Origin of the sequence: Methanosarcina sp. 1.H.T.1A.1, from assembly GCF_000979295.1 — an archaeon.
Classification (GTDB): Archaea; Halobacteriota; Methanosarcinia; order Methanosarcinales; family Methanosarcinaceae; genus Methanosarcina.
Genome location: NZ_JJQY01000092.1, coordinates 1 through 21,369, shown reverse-complemented (window position 1 = coordinate 21,369; position 21,369 = coordinate 1). Strand labels below are relative to the sequence as shown.

The 21,369-nt window shown below is 43.2% G+C and carries 14 protein-coding genes, 1 tRNA gene and 1 other RNA gene; 7 read left to right on the top strand and 9 right to left on the bottom strand.

What is annotated here, in order from left to right; genetic code table 11:
• The first annotated feature begins 284 nt into the window (after nucleotides 1-284).
• Together ablA and ablB are read left to right on the top strand one after the other, a co-directional pair.
• Complete coding sequence (ablA, locus tag EO95_RS09070; protein ID WP_048134030.1) at nucleotides 285-1,544, top strand: lysine 2,3-aminomutase; 1,260 nt, start codon at nucleotides 285-287, stop codon at nucleotides 1,542-1,544.
• A gap of 144 nt (nucleotides 1,545-1,688) precedes the next feature.
• On the top strand, nucleotides 1,689-2,564 hold the full coding sequence (gene ablB / locus EO95_RS09065; RefSeq protein ID WP_048134202.1) for a putative beta-lysine N-acetyltransferase: 876 nt from the start codon (nucleotides 1,689-1,691) through the stop codon (nucleotides 2,562-2,564).
• 42 nt (nucleotides 2,565-2,606) lie between these two features.
• Here the strand turns inward: ablB and EO95_RS09060 are convergent, their stop codons facing one another.
• From EO95_RS09060 to ffs, 6 genes are all read right to left on the bottom strand, one after another.
• The gene (locus EO95_RS09060; RefSeq protein ID WP_048134028.1) at nucleotides 2,607-3,224 is read right to left on the bottom strand and encodes a hypothetical protein; all 618 of its coding nucleotides are present in this window, start codon (nucleotides 3,222-3,224) and stop codon (nucleotides 2,607-2,609) included.
• 213 nt (nucleotides 3,225-3,437) lie between these two features.
• A complete protein-coding gene (locus EO95_RS09055; protein ID WP_048134027.1) occupies nucleotides 3,438-5,387 on the bottom strand; it encodes a type II secretion system F family protein in 1,950 nt (649 codons plus the stop codon).
• Between the two features lie 11 nt (nucleotides 5,388-5,398).
• Nucleotides 5,399-7,096 (bottom strand): type II/IV secretion system ATPase subunit, encoded by a 1,698-nt coding sequence (locus tag EO95_RS09050; protein WP_082105998.1) that lies wholly within the window; start codon nucleotides 7,094-7,096, stop codon nucleotides 5,399-5,401.
• 1,243 nt (nucleotides 7,097-8,339) lie between these two features.
• Nucleotides 8,340-9,038, bottom strand: a complete 699-nt coding sequence (locus EO95_RS09045) for an ATPase domain-containing protein (RefSeq protein ID WP_048134025.1) — start codon at nucleotides 9,036-9,038, stop codon at nucleotides 8,340-8,342.
• Nucleotides 9,039-9,260: 222 nt separating this feature from the next.
• Nucleotides 9,261-9,345 (bottom strand) — tRNA-Ser (locus EO95_RS09040).
• A gap of 151 nt (nucleotides 9,346-9,496) precedes the next feature.
• Nucleotides 9,497-9,811: signal recognition particle sRNA (gene ffs, locus EO95_RS17095), an RNA gene on the bottom strand.
• A 453-nt stretch (nucleotides 9,812-10,264) separates the two neighbouring features.
• On the opposite strand from ffs, the gene EO95_RS09035 reads away from it, so the two are divergent.
• On the top strand, nucleotides 10,265-11,890 hold the full coding sequence (locus EO95_RS09035; RefSeq protein ID WP_048134022.1) for a methylamine methyltransferase corrinoid protein reductive activase: 1,626 nt from the start codon (nucleotides 10,265-10,267) through the stop codon (nucleotides 11,888-11,890).
• 1,837 nt (nucleotides 11,891-13,727) lie between these two features.
• Here EO95_RS09035 and purB read toward each other — a convergent pair.
• Nucleotides 13,728-15,074 (bottom strand): adenylosuccinate lyase, encoded by a 1,347-nt coding sequence (gene purB / locus EO95_RS09030; RefSeq protein WP_048134197.1) that lies wholly within the window; start codon nucleotides 15,072-15,074, stop codon nucleotides 13,728-13,730.
• 556 nt (nucleotides 15,075-15,630) lie between these two features.
• On the opposite strand from purB, the gene EO95_RS09025 reads away from it, so the two are divergent.
• The 4 genes from EO95_RS09025 to EO95_RS09010 all read left to right on the top strand — a co-directional run bounded on the left by EO95_RS09025 (nucleotide 15,631) and on the right by EO95_RS09010 (nucleotide 19,305).
• On the top strand, nucleotides 15,631-15,780 hold the full coding sequence (locus EO95_RS09025; RefSeq protein WP_048134021.1) for a 50S ribosomal protein L40e: 150 nt from the start codon (nucleotides 15,631-15,633) through the stop codon (nucleotides 15,778-15,780).
• Nucleotides 15,781-15,786: 6 nt separating this feature from the next.
• Nucleotides 15,787-16,530 carry a geranylgeranylglyceryl/heptaprenylglyceryl phosphate synthase gene (locus EO95_RS09020; protein WP_048134019.1) on the top strand — a complete coding sequence of 248 codons (744 nt, stop codon included), beginning with the start codon at nucleotides 15,787-15,789 and terminating at the stop codon, nucleotides 16,528-16,530.
• Between the two features lie 286 nt (nucleotides 16,531-16,816).
• Nucleotides 16,817-17,056, top strand: a complete 240-nt coding sequence (locus EO95_RS09015; RefSeq protein WP_048134017.1) for an MTH865 family protein — start codon at nucleotides 16,817-16,819, stop codon at nucleotides 17,054-17,056.
• A 512-nt stretch (nucleotides 17,057-17,568) separates the two neighbouring features.
• A complete protein-coding gene (locus EO95_RS09010) occupies nucleotides 17,569-19,305 on the top strand; it encodes an ABC transporter ATP-binding protein (protein WP_048134195.1) in 1,737 nt (578 codons plus the stop codon).
• Between the two features lie 168 nt (nucleotides 19,306-19,473).
• On the opposite strand, the gene EO95_RS09005 is transcribed toward EO95_RS09010, so the two are convergent.
• Both EO95_RS09005 and EO95_RS09000 read right to left on the bottom strand, forming a co-directional pair.
• Entirely contained in the window at nucleotides 19,474-20,211 is a 738-nt protein-coding gene (locus EO95_RS09005; protein ID WP_048134015.1) for a flavodoxin family protein, read from the bottom strand.
• Nucleotides 20,212-20,373: 162 nt separating this feature from the next.
• Nucleotides 20,374-20,982, bottom strand: coding sequence for a flavin reductase family protein (locus tag EO95_RS09000; protein ID WP_048134007.1), 609 nt, complete (start codon nucleotides 20,980-20,982; stop codon nucleotides 20,374-20,376).
• Nucleotides 20,983-21,369: the final 387 nt, after the last annotated feature.

The following is a 21,369-nucleotide window of genomic DNA, read 5'->3' as shown; positions in this document are numbered from 1 at the left end:
TAGTTTTAAATGAGTATAAACGGGCAGGAAAGCGTAAAATCAGAAACAGTGTCAAATAAATAGAGCGTATTATGAATTATTTTTAAAAAAGGAGATTTATTAAAACTTCTTTAGACAATAAGTATTTAATATATGTATTAAATCTTAATGTTGTCTAATTTATGACGCATTTTTCTTCAAATAAGCTGGAAAAGATCGGATTTCATTTGCTAAGCAGGATTCCATTTGCTATCTTCTGGACCTCGGTCCCTTAATTTTTCTTCCAGCTTTCACGAGGGTTGAACGTGATATCTAAAATTAAAGACTGTTTTAACGCATCTAATGAAGAATTTTCAGACTGGAAATGGCAGTACAGGCACAGAATTACGACCGTGGAAGAGCTTGAAAAATTGATCCCGCTCTCGGAGCCTGAAAAAGAAGACATAAAAAAAGCTCTTGAAGTATTTCCCATGGCGATATCTCCTTATTACGCTTCTCTTATTGATCCTGAAGACCCGGAATGTCCCATTCGGATGCAGGCCGTGCCCCTTTCAGCCGAACTTCAAAAATCTTCCGGGGAACTTGAAGATCCTCTCTGTGAGGACAGTGACTCCCCTTCGGAGGGGAGCTGCATAACCCACAGGTATCCGGACAGGGTGCTTTTTCTGATCTCAAACCGCTGCGGGATGTACTGCAGGCACTGCACCCGCAAGCGCAGGGTCGGCAACAGGGAATATGATTATTCTGAAAAGGTAATCAGGGAGGGGATCGAGTACGTCAGGGAGCACCCTGAAATAAGGGATGTCCTGCTTTCGGGGGGAGACGCCCTGCTTGTTTCCGATGAGAGGCTGGACTGGCTCTTAAGGGAACTTTTTGATATTCCCCATGTGGATATTGTAAGGATAGGCACAAGGGCTCCTGTAACCCTTCCCCAGCGCATAACCCCGGAACTATGCGAAATCCTTGGGAAATACCCTTCGGTCTGGCTCAACACCCACTTCAACCACCCAAAAGAGATCACTCCTGAAGCTAAAAAAGCAATGAATATGCTTTCACGTGCCGGAATTCCCCTGGGCAACCAGTCCGTACTTCTCAGGGGAGTAAACGACTGCCCTACGATAATCAAAAAACTCTGCCACGAACTCCTGAAAATAAGGACCAGACCTTACTACCTCTACCAGTGCGACCTTTCCTTCGGGCTGGAACATTTCAGGACATCGGTTGCAAGGGGCATAGAGATCATAGAGATGCTCAGGGGGCATACCTCGGGGCTTGCTGTCCCTACTTTTGTGGTCGATGCCCCGGGTGGGGGAGGAAAAATCCCTGTCGGGCCCAATTACCTTATCTCAAATTCGGACAATGGGGTCACCCTCAGGAATTACGAAGGGGTGATCTGCATGTACTCGGAACCTGCAGAATACTCTGCGGTGTGCCAGCAAAAATGTTCAATCTGCGATAAGCACCCCGGGCTTAAAAGTGATACGGGCCTTGCAAAACTCTGCGACGAAGAAAACGATATCATATCCCTCGAACCCGAAGGCCTTGAAAGAAAACAGCGGTTTTGAAGGAAAAACCCGGAAAACCCGGTGTTCCGAATGCACAAAATGTGTTTAAAAACTTAAGGAGGAGTTACTGCGGAAAAAAACGTTCCCTTAACGCTTGAGATTAAAGAAGAACTCCCCGACTACTGGAAAAAAGCAGAGTTGAAGATGCCCGGGGCAAGGGCTGAACTTGTAATTGATTACTACAATAGAAGAATTAAAGTCATGGATTTTACCGGGCTTTTTGAAGAAATCTCCGGGACCCTCGAAGCCCTTGCCGAAGCAGAAGAAATGGGTAAAATAATCGTATACACTCCTCCGGAAAAAGGACACGAGCCCAAAACCTGCGGATATGCGGAGGAAGGGACCATCAGGGGATACTACGCCGGAAAAGACTGCCATATTTTCTCAAGCTATCCTAAAAACTCCAGGGGAATTTCCTTTCATAAGGAAAAAGAAGACCAGGTAATCAAAAATTGCCTGAGGAAGAGCAGAGGAGAGGGAAAAAACCCACATAAATTAGGAGACTCCCTGAAAAAAGGGGGCTGCATAAAACAAAATGAGAAAATCCGGCTTCCGGAAGAGTACACGCTCAGGCCCGCAGTCCAGGCCGATGCCTCCACAATGGCAACCCTTTACAGTCAGGGATTTCAATTCTATCCCACTCCCCTGCACATGGAAAGCTACCTGCTAAAAACCATGGATTCCGATGTCCTTTACCTCCTTGTGGAAAAGCAAGGGGAAATCGTGAGCCTTGCCTCGGCAGAAATGGACTCCGAAACCGGGAGTGCTGAAATAACCGACTGCCTGACAGTTCCTTCAGAAAGGGGAAAAGGGCTGATAAAAGAGCTTATCATAGCCCTGGAAAAAGAACTTTCATATCGAAACTTCCTGAGTTCTTATACCCTTTGCAGGGCTTCGTCTCCTGGCATCAACGCAGCCTTTGCTTCCCAGGGCTATGCCTACACAGGCAGGCTTGTGAACAACTGCAGGATCGAAAGGGGATTTGAGGATATGAACATCTGGTGCAAGAGGCTGAAATAAATGCCCCTGTAAAATTTATTCCTTAATTTTGCATCCTGTACATCAGGGAAAAACGCTGATTTGCTGCTGGAGTTGTTCTACTGTTTTCCTTGCAGCTTCTTCAGCCAGGTGCATCCTGTGGGCTTTTTGCGAGACAATCCCTTTTGTTGAGTCCTGCAATTCCAGATCTCCCCGTACCAGTTTTTCCCCTTCCTGAGAGCCAGTGTTTACAAAGGCTACAGTTACATTTCCTTCTTTGAATTGTTCAAAATATTTTGTGTCCTCTCCTGTGGAAGTATAGAAGAACAGGATATTCAAGTCCGAAGAAGCGTAAACAGGTGTATAGAGCCCTTCGGATTCGGTTACATTAACCAGCAGAGTCTGGGAATCATATTTTTCCTCCATACTATCTACAACCAAAACTTCCACCCCTGATTTTTCCAGTTCATCCCCGAGGCTTTCAGTTAGGGATTTTAATATGAAATCGTCGCCTTCGACATAGAGGTAGATCCTTCCCGGAAAGTCAATTTGTGGGTCGCCTGTGGAGTAGGCACTTACGACGGAGTTAGCTAGGGTCTCGCTCCGTGCCGCCTTGAAGTCCAGGACATAAAAGGAAGAGAGGACAACTGCAAGGACGAGCGCGGAAAGGACTATTTTCTTTATTGCTGCATTTTCTGCCATATTTCTCAAAATTATATGTTTATCGTTAAAAAGAAATCGGATTTATGGGGATTAAGGGTTTAAAATGGGAAATAAGGTCTTAAAATGGGAATAAATAATTGTCGGGAAATCGGGACGTACCTGAAAAGGAAAATATAGGAAATCGTGTTAAAAAAGAGAAATGAGAATTCCGGATTTGAAATCTCCTGAAGGATAAAACCGGAATCCCGAAATTCAGATAAACACGATGAACAGCACATAGGACACCGTCATCATTGCAAGGGAGTGCTTGAGCCCTGAAGCCGTACTTCCCGAACCCATTTTTCCTGCAACCAGCCCTGAGCCTAAGCCCTGCAGAAGCGCTGCATGGAAGAAGAGAAGGGTATACTCCTTCAGATCAAAGCCTCCCATGGACATTGCCGGATTGCTGGAACCGTCGAGGGCAGGGAGGAAGAACGCAGCAAGCACATATACTATGACCAGGAAGACGCAGAAGGTCACGAAGATGATAAATACATAGATAAACATCTCTGCAGAGCGCTCTTTTTTAAGGTATTTCTCAATATCGGCATCATCCGCAACCGTGCTGATTACCTGGTGGATATCCCCTGTGGATTCGCTTGCTTTGGCTATGAGGGTCAGGCTGCGCCGAGTCATGTTTGTCCGTATCCTGGCTTCAAAACGTTTCAGGGCTTCTACGAGGTTTGAGTTCCAGCGGATATCCGCAACCGTACATTTGATTTCGGATTTCAGCCTGCCCATATTTGACTGGGCTGTAATAGCAATAGCATCGGCAAGTAGAATCCCTGTCCCGTTTATACTTGCAAGCCTTTTAAGGAACTCCGGGACCTGATCCTCAATCTGCCTGATCTTCCTAACTTCGATTTCGTGGAAGATAATGTAAGGAATGAAAAGGACAAGAATGGTTACGTAGATATAGTCGTCAAGGGTAGATGCAGTTTCAACAAACCCTCCATAGTAAGGCCTGTGTTCCAGGAAAGCAGAACCAAAGTACACGAGTGCAACGGGAGCGCTTATTACAAAAGCACATACTGGCCTATCAAGCATAGTCTTTATAGGGTGCAGGAGCACACTTTTGACCCTGTATACCTTTTCAAAAAACTCCATTTTCTTAAGCAGTTCCTCATCTTTTTCTGTTATTGGTTTTACCCTGACATCACTGAAAGAATCCTGCTTAACTCCGGAGATTTTCTCCTCAGGCATCTTTTCCGCATCTCCTGTAAGCATATCCAGGAAGACAAGGAAGATCATTGTCCCGAAGGGAATTGCTCCGTATACAAGGATATACAGGTTTGTCGCATCCCCGTTATCAATCATATTCATGACCACAAGGATAACCATAAGGAACAGAGGGCCCACAACGAATACAGTAATATAAACCTCTGCCAGGAGCCCAAGAGTCTCAAGGAAACGCTTTTGTTCTTTATTGGCATTGGATTTATAGAGGTCAGTCTTATTTTTCAGGTAAAGGGTAACGTCTCCTCCGCTGGAAACTATTGAAATCAGGCCGTCTACAAGGTCTTTGAACTGTTCGGAAGGCGTCCTGTCGGCTGCATCCCAGAGAGATGCTTGAAGGTCTTTTCCAAAATATTCTATGTCCCTTATAATATTTCCGAACTCCCTTGAGGCAGTCCCGTAGAGGTGAGAATATTTCGAAAGTGACTTCATGATCTCAAAGATAGTCATGCCCCCGCCCCTCTGCATAACATAGAGAAAAGCTGTTGCATGGGGCATTGCTACATTGATAGCCCGCTTCCTGCTATCTGCTTTCATGGACGGGTATGCCATAATAAGCCCGTAGGTAAGGGCTCCGATCATCGAGAACAAGAGGAGGCCCCCTACAACCGTAAGGATGAAGGGAAGCTGCGCTTCAATAAAAGTAGGGGTATCAACTGCCCTGGTTACCCTGCTCGAAATGCCAAAAGTCGAAACAATGCTTTCCGGGGTGATGCCCCTGAAAATCTGCCCTCCTATCAGTAAACCTGTAAGCCCGCCGAAGACTCCTGCAAGCAGGGAATATAAAATTGCAGTTGAGACATACTGTTCCACAGGCAGTGGAATCTGGGCCTGGCGAAGCTTTATCCTGAACAGGGAAAACCTGTCTTCTTTCTCAAGGATTTTTTCTCCGAAGATCCTGAATGCCAGGGTATTTATAGCGTTCATGGATACCCCCCTTAACCGTGGTGCAGTACCATATCCCGCAAGGTGTCATTTTCAACCGCTTCCATTACAAGCTGCGGGTTTATGGCATACATGTGCACTATCAGGGAAACACTCACGTAATCACGGATCTGTTTTGCTGTCATGTAGGCAAGGATCTGTTCCCGGTTTTTAAATTCAATAAAGAGCTTCTCTGGTTTCCAGCCCCTTGCTTTCATAATCTCATTGAGCACATAGGAATCCCCGGCCCGCTTGAAGTTGTCATGTACCGGGTCCCAACGGTAAAATTCATTGATCCTGAGACTTCCTGACCTTGCATCAAGCCCTGTAATCTCTACAATGGTGTTGGTTCTCCTTACCCTGGTCTCATTGACATAGGTCTGTATCTGGATACTGATTACTCCAAGGGCCTGCATCATCACGTGTGGGACATTGATTGGTTCGTTTTCAAGCCTGTTAACCACTGTCTGTACATCGCTCGCATGCATTGTCGAATAGGTAGTGTGCCCTGTTGACATTGCCTGGAAAAGGGTAAGAGCCTCCTTTCCCCGGACCTCACCCACAATGATATATTCCGGGCGCTGCCTGAGGGCGGCTTTCAGGAGTTCGTACATGGACACCTCTCCGGTACCACCTACCGTGAATGATTTCCTGGTTGCACCTGCGATCCAGTTTTCGTGGTGGAGCATGATTTCCCTGGTATCTTCAATGGACACTACCTTTGACAGCCTCGGAATGAAAAGAGAAATCGCATTCATAAGGGAGGTCTTACCCGAAGCAGTACCTCCTGCCAAAAGTACACTGATGTTGTTTTCAATGGAAATCCAGTAGTAAGCCATCATCTCGATGCTGCATGTCCCATATCTGATAAGGTCAATTGGGGTTATGGGGTCTCCTTTGAATTTACGGATAGTGTAGGAACTGCCCCTTGTTGTGATCTCTTTTCCAAGGATTGCCTGAATCCTTGAGCCGTCAGGAAGAGTTGCGTCTACAATCGGTTCTCCTATGGAGATATGCTTGCCGCTCCTCTGACAAAGCTTGACAACCAGAGAGTCAAGTTCCTTTTCCCCAAAATTGATATTGGTCACGATGTTATTGTGCTTTCTGTGGTAGAGATAGATCGGGATCTCAATACCTGAACAGGAAATATCTTCGATATTCGGGTCCAGAATGAGTGGATTTATCCTTTCGTATCCGATGAAATTTCTCCTGAGGAAATACATTATCTTGTGAATCGAGGGAACTTCCAGGGTACTGTAATACTGGTCCAGAAGCCTCATGCCCCTGTTAATGAGAATAACGTCCTTCTCCTGTCCGGATATCATATCATCCTGGGTAAGAACATCTTCCAGATTGTCCCGGACCCTCTCAAGAACGGCTTTTTCATAGGTGGTGAGAGTGGGCTCAACAGCATTATAATATTTCATTTCCATGTTTTCAATTATGCTGATAAAGGCGTAAGGCTCCTCTACCCAGTAGCGTTCTATTTCAGTAAATCCTGCAGGAATTTCATACTCAAGAAGCGGACCGTAGGTATCAGGGTCATATGGGGGGAGAACCCGGATCTCCTCATCCTTAAGACTCTGGATTATTTCTGCAAACTTCTTTTTTGCCCCTTCAGGGGTTTTTACTTCTTTAAAGAACTCTTTAAGCTTATCACTTAATTTTTCGCCTTCTTTGATCCCAACTATATCACGGCCCAGATCCTTCAGATTCCCGGCGAATCCGGATTTTTTCTTAATTTTTGCTTTTTTGGAAATCTTTTTATTTTTACCTGAAGTTCGGACTTTTTTATCCTTTTTTGTTTCCTGCAAACTCTTTAATTCTTCAACTCCACCTTCGTAATCTGGGCTGTTCTCATTGTGAGGGCCGGATGGAGGGAAAATACCTTTGTTTTCGGTTTCAAGAATAAGTTCAACTTTCTTTTCAGGAGCAGTTTCTGCAGAAACAGTGGGTTTTGGTTCAAGAGCTACTTTTGAATAAACGGAAGGGTTCGGTTCAAGAGCCTCACTTTCTTCTGGTGAGGTGGGTTTTTGAGTTCCGGTCGCTTCTACAAACGGAGGAGTTTCCGATATGAATTTATTTATCGGGTTTTCCTCATTCTCAGTTTCCTGAGAAATATTCGTAAATTGAACAGTTTCGAGTACAGGTTTAGGTTTCCGGCTTTCAATCTTGATTTTCATGTCAGGAAGGTCGGTATTCGCGTTTTCTGTATTTTCATTCCCTGTATTATCAGTTCCTGAAGCTTTCGGAAGAATATTTTCCAGATCCCTGTTGTCATTATCAGCCTGAAGGCTGTTAATATTAGCTCTATTCAGAGTATCTTTATAAAAAGTCCTTTTGACAGGCACCTGTAGAAGACAGGATTTCCCTGCCAGAACATCTTCTCCCTCACCTTTATGTATATTCTTGTCTGGTTTTTCTGAGTCATCCGGAGATTTCTCGTTTTTGGAAACCATAGAAGCTCACCCCATCAAGGATTTGTCCCCTCTCAAATTTAGTTATCAGTATAATATAATGCATAATAAACTGTTTAAATCTTTTCTCTAAGATCTAACAACTTTTCAATATTCCTAGTTATATTACTTAATACTTTGTGTATTCTTATATGGCCTTTTTTATTCCTTTTATTGGTATAATAAGGGGAATTACTGGAATTTTCATTTTTTAATCCTATAAGAAATAGAGTTCAATAGTATTAACCTTTTCATTAATTTCTTTCATATGTCTATAATTATCTTTATGCTGTAATATGGGAATTAAATGTATAAATTAAATAAGTAATCGTTTACAGTTTGAAACACAAAAACGAATGTTTTAAAAAGGACCGGAAAATCAAAAGAGATGAAGGGGAAATAAAGTAGAAGTAAAAAAGAAGCAAATGAATGAAAAAGAAGCAAATGAATGAAAAAGAAATTAAGAATGAACAATAAGATTAGAGGGAATGTGGATTTTTCAAAGGAGTTTAATCCCCGATGAGGTTATTTCAAACCTGATCGGATTCAGACTGAGGCATGTCCTTCGCATTTTAGGAATCCTTATGTAGCGCTCAATATTCCCTGTATAGGGATTTTCGTCTACCATAAGTCGGAGAGAACCGCTTACCGAGTATTCTGCAAGGTTATGGGTCATCTTTAATGCAGTATCGTCCATGACGAACATAGATGTGCAACCTGCCTTTGTACTCAGGATGAAGTTAAGAGCATCAAACTGGTCCCTGAAATCCTGGGTCGAGAGGCGAAGAGTAAAAACGCCGATATTATCAATGACTACAATATCGGTTCCTTCAGGCACATAATCCGAAAGTGTGGGTAGATCTATCTCCAGACCTTCAGGAGTAAACCCAAATTTGGAAGTCTGGACTTTCTCGGAACGTTTTTGAAAAGCCTTTTCGATGGTCAACTGACCGGATTCATAATATTTAGTAAGCCCAAGGTCCAGCATTTCAGACAGCTCGAGGATATCTTCGGGAAGTTCTTCTGTTGCGACCAGGACACATTTCTTGCCATCAAGGCACGCCCTATGCAGAAAATGAACCGTAAAAGTGGTTTTGCCAGTCCCTGTATCTCCGGTGATAAGAAGAACTCTGCCTGGCAGGTATCCGCCGCCGATCCTGTCGTCAAATCCAGGTATTCCTGATGATATCCGTTTCATTGTTTTGACTCAATCCATTTCTGTGTAGTAAAGCCTTAAAACTCTTGAATTATGAGATTGATGAGAGAGGAAGTAAATGATGAGTGAGGGAGTAAAACTGAACTTTTACTTACTGGGTATAAGGCGAAGTCTTATATAAAATTTACATACAGATGGTTGGGGAAAACTGTAGTAAATAACAGAATATGAAGTGTCGAGAAAAAAATATTTGAAAAAAAGAAACGACGAGAGGGGGACTCGAACCCCCGGGATGCGGGGCATCACGGGATTAGCAATCCCGCGCCATACCGGGCTTGGCTATCTCGTCATATCGAACTTTAGAAACGCGATCCCTAAAATGCATTTCATATATTTAACCTTTTCCGGAGAAAAATACTTTAAATAAATTGTTCATCCAGAAAAATTACAGTTCTTTTATATTACCAAGCTCTTGAAAACTACTAAAGTAATGTGCTTAGTGATGAGCACACCGCAGGTTGTTGTACCTCGAAGACTTCAGTAGGCTGAGATCTCTTCTCCACCCCGCGACCCCGCAAGCGACGGTTGCCCACGGTGAGTCTGCTCCCTTCCGGGCCTCGACCGGTTTCCGCGGTTAGGGCATGAGAACCTGTTTTCCAGCAAGTCCGCATACCTGCACTATCCAAGCAGGACGGGGTTTCTCAGTTGAGATCACAGGCTGAAATCTCTTTGACGCATCTTCCTTTGGCTTCGTCCCCCGCATATCGGCGATTTCGGGTTATAGGTAACGCCGGGCTACCCGGACTAGCTCATCAGCTATACAAAGACATTAGTCACTTATAAAACTATCCCTTCCGATATGTATTTTAAATCCCCCTTTCATAAACAGACAATGCGCCCGGGTAAAATAAATAAACATATCATGAAAGCATTTATTGAGAAAAAATACATATGGGAAAAACCAATGGGATGGAAGGTTTTTTATAGAATCCTTCTTTAAAATCGATTTTTAAAAGCTATTTTTAAAAGCTATTTTTAAAAGCTATTTTTAAAAGCTATTTTTAAAAGCTATTTTTAAAAATCAAAAAAAGGTTAGTGAGAGAGCCTTCCTTTGAAATATATATTCTCATGAATAAAACGCCTTATTTATTTATATGCCGTTTTTCAAAGTAATAGATACATAAAATATATGCATAAAATATATGCATAAAATTCCAAACGGCTTGCAGTGTGTTACCCTGCAAAATAAATCCACTAGGGGAGTTTGTATGAGATATGGAGTTGCAATTGACCTGGGGACAAGTGGGTATCGGGCTCAGAAGATTGACCTTGATACTCAGGAAATTAAAAGGACAGTAATAACATTGAGAAATCCCCTTCCCGGAGCGAATGTGATGGATCACATGGACTTCGCAATTCACTATGGTCAGGATCTTGCGCACGGGCTTTCCGTAAATGCTGTAAAGACCCTGCTCCAGACCCTTGATGTGCAAAGCGGAGAACTTGACAGACTTTCAATCTGCGGAAACCCTATTCAGTTATCCATTTTTCAGGGAATCAGCATTGAAGATCTGGCTTATGCAGGGGAACGGAAGAAAAAAAAGTACAATATACAGGAACAGAACAGGAATGCGAGAATAATATCCAGCAGCGAAATTTCGGGGCTTGAGGAATTTAACTGTGAAGTTGTAGTCCCTCCTGCAATAAAACATGAAGTTGGAGCCGATGCCCTTGCCCTTATTATTAAATCGGGCATGCTTAACAGCGATGAGATTTCGATTGCAACGGATTACGGCACAAATGCCGAGATGGCACTCAAAGTAAAAGATATTATTTATACAGGTTCGGCAGCTGCAGGCCCGGCTCTTGAAGGGCAGCAGATAAAGCATGGGACCCTTGCTTCCCCCTTTGCAATTTCTGATTTTGAATTCGAGGACGGAGCATTGAGGAATTATGTATTAAACGAAGAGATGAAACCTTATCCCGGAGATCTTGTAGACCCCAAAACCGGAGAAATTCTTGAAGAGGGGCAGATCAAAGCAAGAGGAATTACGGGTACAGGAGTGATCGCCCTTATAGAAAAAGCCATGGGCCACGGCCTGGTTGAACTCCCAAAAATCAAGACTCCGGACGAACTAATTCACCTGCAGAACAAAATCACTTTCTCGGAAAAAGACCTCAAAGAAGCCGGAAAAGCCATTGGTGCGATCAGGGCGGGGCACATTACTCTCTGTGCGGTTTCAGGTATCGAACTGACAGATATTGATACCGCGTATATGGCAGGCGCTGCCGGCACATATATGGATGCGGAAAAAGCCCAGAAAATTGGCTTGATCCCTTTCTCTACAGGAAAAATTGCCCAGCTCGGGAACACCTCTCTTGCTGTTGCAAGGGAAATCCTACTTTCGGAAGAAAGGCTGTGGGAACTTCAGGATATTGCAAGTCAGATTATAGGCACTCACACAATGTTTGCGACTGCTCCGGAGTTCCGGGACGCCTATGTCCTTGAACTTGCGTACTGGGAAGAGGGAATGCCCTTTAAGATGTTTAAGAAATTCCTTAAAAAGAAAGGGCTTCCGTTACTTGATGAGCCCATAGAGAACCCTGTGGTAGATAAGCGCGTGGAAAGAGATATTCCTGTACTTGGTGAAGAAGGGCTGTATGTGCTCGAAAGGGTCGGGACCTATATGACAATGGTTGTTGACTGTCCCGAGTGCAGGCAGTGCATAAAAGTCTGCCCCAACGACGCCATTACAATTGACGAGGAAAACAGGGTTATGATAAGTACCGATCTCTGCGAAGGTTCACACTGCCAGAAATGTATAAGAGCCTGCCCACCTGACAAATTTAACTGGGCGAATCTAGAGGTCTTCAAATCACAGCAACAGGAGTAAGATTAATCTGATTGTCAATGGATCAGCACTCAGGTACTTATGATATCGAAAAACGTTATTATACAACTCACACTCAACAATTATTTTGAGTGATGACGATGGGCGAATCCATCTTAAGGTATTTAAAAGTACCGTTCAGCATTACTCTGGTCTTTATGTATGGCTTAGCAGAATTGACATGAATATTAAGGGATAAACAGGTAAACAAATAAGAACACAATCTGAAATAAATACTATTTGAACCTCAAAAAGGGCAGAATAAGCAAGAGAAATAAGAGAACCCGTTTGTGAAAATAACCCGTTTGTGAAAATAACCCGTTTGTGAAAATAACCCGTTTGTGAAAAGAACCCGTTTGTGAATTCAATGTAAAAGTGAGGAGCAACCTTTTTACAAAAAATGAGTTTTGGGCGGTTGTGTACACAATGAACACAAATTATATAAATAACCTCATCATAACGAATTATTGAGGCATCTAATCCACTTTCACACCATAAATCATCTACCACATCTAGCCCAATTAGATTTTTAAGTTACGCAACGCAGTTTTTTAGATGCCTCATTACCCAAATAACGCGAAGCTAACTGGGATAGAAAATCATCATATATAACCTTTTATATTCAATGTTTAAAATACTAATCTGATTTGCGATCTCATCTAGCAGAATAAGTGTCTTTTGTACAGAATATTGTACAGAATAAAGCATTAAAGCTCCTGATAATTCAAAAGCTTTAATATCTCTACACAAAATATTTCTCTTTTTATTTCGGTGCATTCAGGTCAGGGCATCAGGAGTACGACTCATTATTCGTGAATACTGTATCTATTTTCTCTACTATACTCATCAGGGTTTAGTTTTTATAATTATATGGGCTGTGGCTTTGTTTTTTGAGGCAAAAAATTCTATATTCTAAAGCTGAATGAGTATAAATCCTGACATGTAGAGATTTTGATCGAAAATAGATCGGAAATAAGCCCGATATAAAGAATATCTACGCTTTACCTATACTTTGAATGATACCTGTAAAGGCTGAGATTTTAAATAATATGCCGTCTTGCTGAAAAATATGGGAAAGACGCTGAAAAGGGTGAATGGGAGAATGAATTATTTAGGAAGAGTCAGGGGTAAAACTAGCACAAATTTTATAAATAACCTCTACATAGGAGTTAATGAGGCATCTAATCCACTTTCACACAGTAAATCATCTACCACATCTAGCCCAAATAGATTTTTAAGTTACGCAACGCCTATTTTTTAGATGCCTCAATCACCCAATTTGAATGAAACTTTTGATAACGTCTTCTATTAGTAATAGAGTTTCTCAGATATAAATATTTATATTTAACTCTATCTATAATTATCCCGGGTATTTAGGAGCGTTGAAGGCTAATCTCCGTCATTTCAATGGCGGGATACAGCCGTCAACTGTATTTATTTCGGTATGTTGTGATATTTTTCTTCTTCTTCCTCATCCTATGCCATATTGTCGTTTTTTCCAGCAGCATAATAGGCTCAAGTATGTCAGTTAGACTTTGCTCTTAACTCTAAGTATGAGATTCTGTAGGGAAGTCCTGCATGTGAAACTTTGAACAGTGTTGGCGAGACAAGAATAATAACTGCTCCATGGCGGTATAGCATCGGTTGCGATATCGTAGATGCCTGCGAATTTATTCGCTGGAGAAGTCACTTGTTTGTAGAAGTAGGTGCCTGATAAATACAGATTCCAGAAGGAAAACACAGACTATAAACCTCAGTACACAAACATGTTCTTTTATAGATGGATAAAAAAGGGAAATAAAAGGAAAAAGGAAATAAAAGGAAAAAGGAAAGGAAGAGGTCAGAGGGAATAAGCTTCACGAAGTTTTACAACGAGTGCTTCGACCTGTTCCACTGCTGTTCCTATATACTTATCAGGGTTTACGAGGTTCTCAATATCTCCTACACTCAGGTACCTTGAAACAGCAGGAGTATCCAGAAGTACCTGTTTGAAATGTTTCCCTGTATCATGGGCTTCCATCGCTGCATTCCGGACAAGTTCATGGGCTTCCTGTCTGCCCACACCTCTTTTTGCAAGTTCTATCATTACAGCTTCACCCATATTCAGGCCTCTTAGCAGTTCCAGGTTCCTGCGGATATTTTCTGGATAGAACCTGAGATTCTCAAGCACACTGATCCCAAGTTTTATGATATGGTCCGTAAGTACACAGGCTTCCGGGAAGACAACCCGTTCACAGGAAGAATTTGTAAGGTCCCTTTCGTCCCATAGGGTATTATTAAGAAGTTCAGGCTCAACCATTGCTCTTACGATCCGTGCAAGCCCGCAGATCTGCTCGGACTTTATAGGGTTGCGCTTGTGAGGCATGGTAGATGAACCGACCTGCTTTTTCCCGAAGCTTTCCTCAATCTCGGCGATTTCACTGCGCTGAAGAGTCCTGATTTCTATGCCGATCTTGTCCAGAGTCGTAACAGTATTTGCCATCCACATAACAAACTCGGCATGCCTGTCCCTCTGGATGATCTGGTTTGATACATCCACAGCCCCGATTCCGAGGTGCTGCATTGTAAGTTTCTGGATCAGGATTCCGGATTTTCCAAAAGCTGCCTGGGTCCCGACAGCTCCGGTCATCTGCCCTACGGTAGCTCTCTGAGTCAGCTCGTATAAGCGGTCCAGATGCCTTGAAATCTCAGAAGCCCAGATTGCAAAACGGAGCCCATATGTTGTGGGAACGCCGATCTGCCCATGTGTCCTTCCGCAGCAAACCGTATTCTTGTGGGCTTCTGCCTGGTTTACCAGAACCCTGAGCAGGATTTTGAGTTTATCTTCCAGTATATCGATTGCGTCCTTTATCTGGAGAGCTGTTGCTGTGTCAAGGATGTCGTTTGAAGTAGCTCCGAAATGGACCCACTTTCCTGCATCGTCTCTGCACTGCTCAGAAATCGCAACAACAACCGCCATCATGTCGTGGTGAATCTCGGCTTCGATTTCGTCAACTCTTTCAGCTTTTACAGAGGTAATGCATTCGGAGATGACCTCAGCCGCTTCTGCGGGGATAAGTCCCATATCCGCTTCTGCCCGGGCAAGGGCTGCCTCGGTCTGTAAGATCCTAGCAAGTCTGTTTTCCTGACTCCATACGTATTTCATTTCTGCTGTACCGTACCGGTATTCTATAGGATGAATAGCCACATCAATCACCTTACTGGAATCGGGAATTTTATTTAATCCCGGATCTACTTTAAGCCTTAATTGTTCTTAGTTTTTTAATAGTCTGAATTTTAGTATTTTTTCCTGAATAACCTTAAACTAAATTATCCTTTAGGCTAAATTATCCTTAGCCTAAATTATCCTTAGCCTAAATAATTCCTGGCAGTATAGAGTTTCAATATTCACTTCACAAATATCATATAAACCTGCTAACCGGTAGTCTAATATTTCGGTTACTGCCGGAACTGCAAATCTTAACAATACCACTGATGTCAATAATTCTAGTATCATTACTGTTCCGCAGCCGTTAACTTCAGCTTGCAGAGTACGGAATAAACAACAGAACCAATAAATAAACTTTGAGTCTGCAGGATCGAACAAAATCGGGGCATGTGAATGAGAAGAGAATAGACGAAAAGAAAGGGTTACAAATTCAGCAGGTAGCGTAATTTTTTAATGAAAAACATTATATGCCTTAACATCCTTTAAGCGGGCTATCTACCGTATCAATAATAAAAAATAATAGCAGGTGACAAAAATGGCTCGTTTTCCAGAAGCAGAAGAAAGATTATTAAACAAAAAAATCTGCATGAAGTGTAATGCCAGAAACGCTGTAAAGGCAACCCGCTGCAGAAAGTGCGGCTACGGTGCTCTTCGCGTGAAATCTAAGGAATCCAAGGGAGCATGATCTTTTTTGCAGGTGGAAGCACACCTCCAGAAAATTATTGAACAGGACGGAAAAGTTCATCTTACCCTTATCGACCCGGCGTCCCAGACGCCCGAAAGAGCCGCCGAAATTGCTCTTGCAGCAGTTGAAGGAGGCACAGATGCCATCCTGATAGGGGGCTCAACCGGAGCGTCGGGAACCCTATTAGATGAAACTGTAATAAAGATTAAAGAAAAGGTAAATGTCCCCACCATCCTTTTCCCGGGAAGTTCAGCAGGGCTCAGCAGGTATGCAGATGCCGTATTTTTCATGAGCCTCCTGAATTCCAGAGACTTAGGGTATGTGATTACAAACCAGGTGCTTGGAGCTCCGCTTGTATACAGAAGCCAGATTGAGCCAATCTCCATGGCATACCTTGTGGTCGAACCCGGAGGTACTGTTGGTTGGGTAGGGGACGCAAAACTGATCCCCAGGAAGAAACCTGAAATTGCTGCGGTCTATGCCCTTGCAGGCAAATATCTTGGCATGCACTATACCTACCTGGAAGCAGGATCTGGAGCCGATACGCCTATTAACCCCGAAATGATAGGGGCTGTCAAACACGTACTCGGAGAAAACAAACTTATTGTTGGCGGCGGGATCAGAGACGCAAAAACCGCAAAGCTCTGTGCTTCTGCAGGTGCGGACATGATTGTCACCGGCACGATTGTTGAAGAAGTAAAGGACGTAACTGCAAAGGTGGCTGAGATTGTATCTGCCATCAAAACCTGAACTCTTATAAAAGTTCTCACGGGTTTGCTGCCTGCTTTTCGGCAATCAAAAAGATTCATTTTATTATTTTACTATTTACTTTTTACTTTTTTGAGTTTCGTTTTTAGAGAGCTTTAGCTGTCTCGACTTCCTGCTCTCTCCGGCTGAGTGAATTAAATAGTATTCGGCAGTTCAGTCACGGTGCAGATTAAGTATAATAGCGATGACCTGCCAATAAAAACCGGGGGCCTGGTCTCTGAATAAAGGCCAGAACCAGCAGAAGAATGGATAAAATAGGAGGAATAATCTGGACGTAAGAGAAGAAGTCCATGAACAGATTCTGGAAATCCTTACAGGTGCAAAATTTCCAATAAACACGCTGGAGGAATTAATTGCTGCTTTGCCCGAGGGGCTGGACACCACATGCATGATAGGCGGCACTGAAGTCACGGCAGCAGAGGCGAGAAGCCTGATTACTGAAAAGGACTTTCCATTCAAAGATGCAAAACACGTAGCAGATCTCCTGGTTGAAAGAGCAGGGCTCTAAGTTTGAGTTATGTCTTTTACATGGATTTCAATACCGTCGGTGGGGAAACCAGCCTGTGAAGCGTCAGGCTGAAATTATTCTTTAGCTCCAGAGAAAGCCTGAACTCTCATAAAAAGGTATTAAAACTGTTCTGGAAGTCGCCTGCTAAAAAGTTGTCTATACACACCGGGATACCTGCTGCATTACAGGACTTCACTTTAATGTAACCCTTACTTATACCGAAACTTTTTATTTCTGAAACCGTTTTTATACTTAAAAACTATCCTAATGCTTAACTTTCTGGAATCTGTAACAGCATCAATTTACAGGCAGCCGATTGTAATAAATAGTTTTAAAGGTAATATCTCACTCCTATTTTAGTATCATTCTCCTGTTAACACAAAATGTTCTATTAATATGATAGGGTCCGAAGGAGGCATGTTCAGAGCAGACAACTCTTCGTGCAGCGAATACAAAGTCTGCAGAAATCCGGAGGACCCTTTAACTTGCAATAAACACTAAGAGGTATGATTATGATCAGGATTTCCAATCTGGTAAAGGATTATGAGGTACGTTCCGACAAAATAAGAGTATTGGACCATATCGACCTCACGGTGAAGGACGGAGAGATTCTCGGAATTACAGGTCGAAGCGGAAGCGGGAAATCGACCCTGCTCCGCATTATCCGGGGAGTTGAGCCCTTCGATGAAGGAACTGTGGAAGTTGATGGGGAAACTGTGAGCCATGATTCAGGGATTGAAGGAGTAAATTTCCTGAAAAGCGTTACCGCGATCCACCTCCAGCGAAATTTTGGACTCTGGAACGGTCCTGCAATAGAAAACATCATAAGGAAACTGAATTACCTCCGAATAGGGCATGAAGCCCTTCCGCATAACGAGACTGAAGTTTATGACGATCTCTTTGCCGAGGCGATGGAGTACATGAAACTTGTGGGCCTGGAACACAAAGCCCTTCACTCTACCAATCTCCTCAGCGGAGGGGAAAAGCAAAGAGTTGTAATGGCAAGACAGCTTGCTGCAAAGCCCAAAGTCCTTCTCCTGGACGAGCCTGTAACAATGACGGGACCGGATACAAAGCAGGAAGTCCTTGATGTGATAAAGGGCCTGAAAGAGAAACTGAATATCCCGATTATAGTGGTCTCCCATCTTCCTGAAATCCACGCCTATCTTGCAGACAGGCTTATATTCCTCGAAAACGGAAAAATCGCAGCTGATGGAGAACCTACCTGGGTTCTTAAAAACTTCCTTAGAGACCTGAAACCCAGGGAAGAGCTCTCAGAGCCCGGGAATAAGGAAGCCTGCATAAAAGTAAGGAATATCTCAAAACGCTATTCTCTTATCAGGATGGGGGAAGTCCTCAATATCAAAGACTTCTCTCTGGATGTTTATGGGGGAGAGATTCTGGCATTTATCGGTCCGTCAGGAGCCGGAAAGACAACCATTATGAAATTAATGGAAGGGCTGGTCACGCCAAAAAGCGGGTCTGTCGAGTATTTATGCAGCGGGGACTGGGTGGATGTTACCGAGTATAGTGAGAAGCGCATGGAACTCCGGCGGATCATGAGCGTTATGAACCAGGAGTTCTCAATGTCCGTAAACTCCACTGTAAGGGAACAGATCCGCTTCAGGCTGAGCATGAAAAAACAGGGTGCAATTGAATATGCGAGAAATAAAGCCAGGGAAATGGGACTTTCGGATGAGACTCTGGATACTATCTACCGCCTGCCCGATATGCCTGAAGAGGAAAAGACTACCGCACTCAGGGAGCTGAACCTCAATGACACGGTTTACTTCGAACTCTTCCCCACAATTCCGATAACTGATATCGATACCTATGCAAAGCCGGTATTCGAAGCCCTTGATCTGCCAATGGAAGTCCTTGACAAAACTCCTTACCAGATAAGCGGGGGAGAACATGTCAGGGCTTTTATTGCCCTGAGCCTTGCCACCTCACCCGAATACCTTATGCTTGACGAACCTTTCGGAGACCTCGACCCTGTAACCCTCAGGGACGTGACAAATTCATTAAAAAGGATCAATGAACGCTTCGGCACGACCATTGTACTCGTGAGCCACCACATGGACTTTGTCCGGGAAGTTGCCCACAGAGCGGTATTAATCGAAAACGGAGCCCTTGTAATGGATGGAAAGCCGATTGAAGTCTCTCAGGAACTGATCAACAGGAGCAATGCCCCTTACATGGAGCACAGCCTGGAAGACCTCATTGAAGGCAACTTAGAAAGCCAGTAATTTAAGAGTCTGCTCAAGACTCTTTTTCTTATTTTATTTCGGCATTTCCAATTGAGTTCCTCTTCTTTAGATTGTCTGCCAATTGAGTTCCTCTTCTTCAGATTGTTTGCCAATTGAGTTCTTCTTCAGATTGTCTTAAAAATCGGGGCAGATAAAAACACATTATATTTATGCCTTCTTTTTTTTATATTCTTCTCGAAGTTTGTCCCACTCCTCGTTTCCGAATTTTATGTACAGGCTCGGAGGTACGATTTGTTTCTCAAGATCTTTAATTGTTTTTTCAGAAAGTTCCTGATTTTCTATAACCTCTTTTCCGGCGGAGATGAGCAGCTTTTTGTATTTTCCTATCAGCGGTTTTAGAATGATATTGTTTTTGCCCCTGAATATTTCCCCTTCTCCCCTGTAGATTTCTGCAATCAGTTCTGTGTGAAAAGTTCTTGCTAGCCGCCTGAAATAAAGGCGTTCGACCTCAAAATTTGTTTGTCCGGGCAGCCCTGCATTCGAAATCACAACGAATTTCGGATACTTCTCGTAACGCTTAGAGTGCCTGTATTCCCCCATTGCATCCTCTTCAAAGTGGGGCAAAAGGGCAGGAGTAAGTCTATCTATGAATTTTTTCATTATGGAAGGGACGTTATCAAAATATACGGGGCATGCAAAGACTACGATATCCGAAGCCATAAATCTGGGAAGCAAATCATCCATATCATCGCGAATAGTACACCTTCCGGGTGTCTTGAGCCAGCACTCAAATTTCCCCCTGCAGTGCCTGATATCCTTCTCGGCAAGGATTATATTTTCAGTTTCTGCCCCGGCTTCTTCTGCTCCTTTCAGAAATTCCTCAACCATGATGAGCGTATTTCCTTCTCTACCTTTATGGCTCCCGCTGAACACTGTTACTTTCATATAACAACCCCCTGTTACTCCATTAAATTAAAACTGGTGAGCCGTCTCTTCTCCGGCTCAGAATCTTCCGAATCCTTTGAATCCCCCGAATCCTCCGAATTCCCCGAATCCTTAACTCGTTTTCAAAATCCTTTATCTGCACCCGTAAAGAGATCCTTCTTTCTACCTACCAGTTTCGTTTCTGTCCTCATTAATGTTTTCACTAAACTTTTTTCCCACGCACCATGCTTTTCCCAGATGCTTTCCGATTCCCCAGTAGTTATTGTCGTACATTGAAAAAACAATGGGTTCAATCTTTTCTATATCAGGAACTCCATTACAGAGATACCGTTCTTCTGCATAACTTTCCACAATCTCCCCGATGAAAACCTCGTTAGTCCCGCCGAAGTCAAGGGTTTCCACGAGCCGACATTCAAGGTTTACAGGGCATTCCCGGATCATTGGAGCTTTTTCGAGCTTTCCGTAGAAAGTTTTGAAGATACCTGATTTGTCTACCTTTTTCCCGGAAACTATGCCACAGTAGTCTGTAGCTTCAACTATGTATCTGGAAGGAATATTCACGCTGAAGCAATTGTTTTCCCTGATTCCTTCATTTGTATAGTGCATTTTTCCCAGGGTAACTGCGATCATAGGGGGACTTGCCTGAACAATTCCGCAAAAAGCAATTGTCAGGTAGTTTGGCTTTCCTTTCACATCGGCACCCACGAGGGTAGTGGGCATAGGATAAAGAAAATTCTTGGCTCCGATGGCTTTTTTCTCTCCGATTTCCATCCTTTCATCCTCCTCAGAGGTTAAGTAAATTGAAATTCTCCTGAGATGTAATTAGTATTCCGGTTTTGAGCGATATCTTGATAGATATATAATTCATCGAAATATAAATGCCCTGTGAGAATTTGAAATGGAACCTGGCGGTTAGGGGAAAAAGGAATTGAAAACGATTCAGTGGGACAGAGGTACAAAAAAGGAAAGTTTGCAAGCAGGAAAAACGATGGGCTGGTGTGAACAATAGCACACCTGTTAGTCGTTTACTCATGCCTCAAAGCATCTACAGGAGCCAATTTTGCGGCCTTGCTTGCGGGATAAACCCCTGCGGCAACGCCCACAACTATAGCAACTATGAGACCTGTCTCTTATACACATCTCCGAGCCCACGAGACG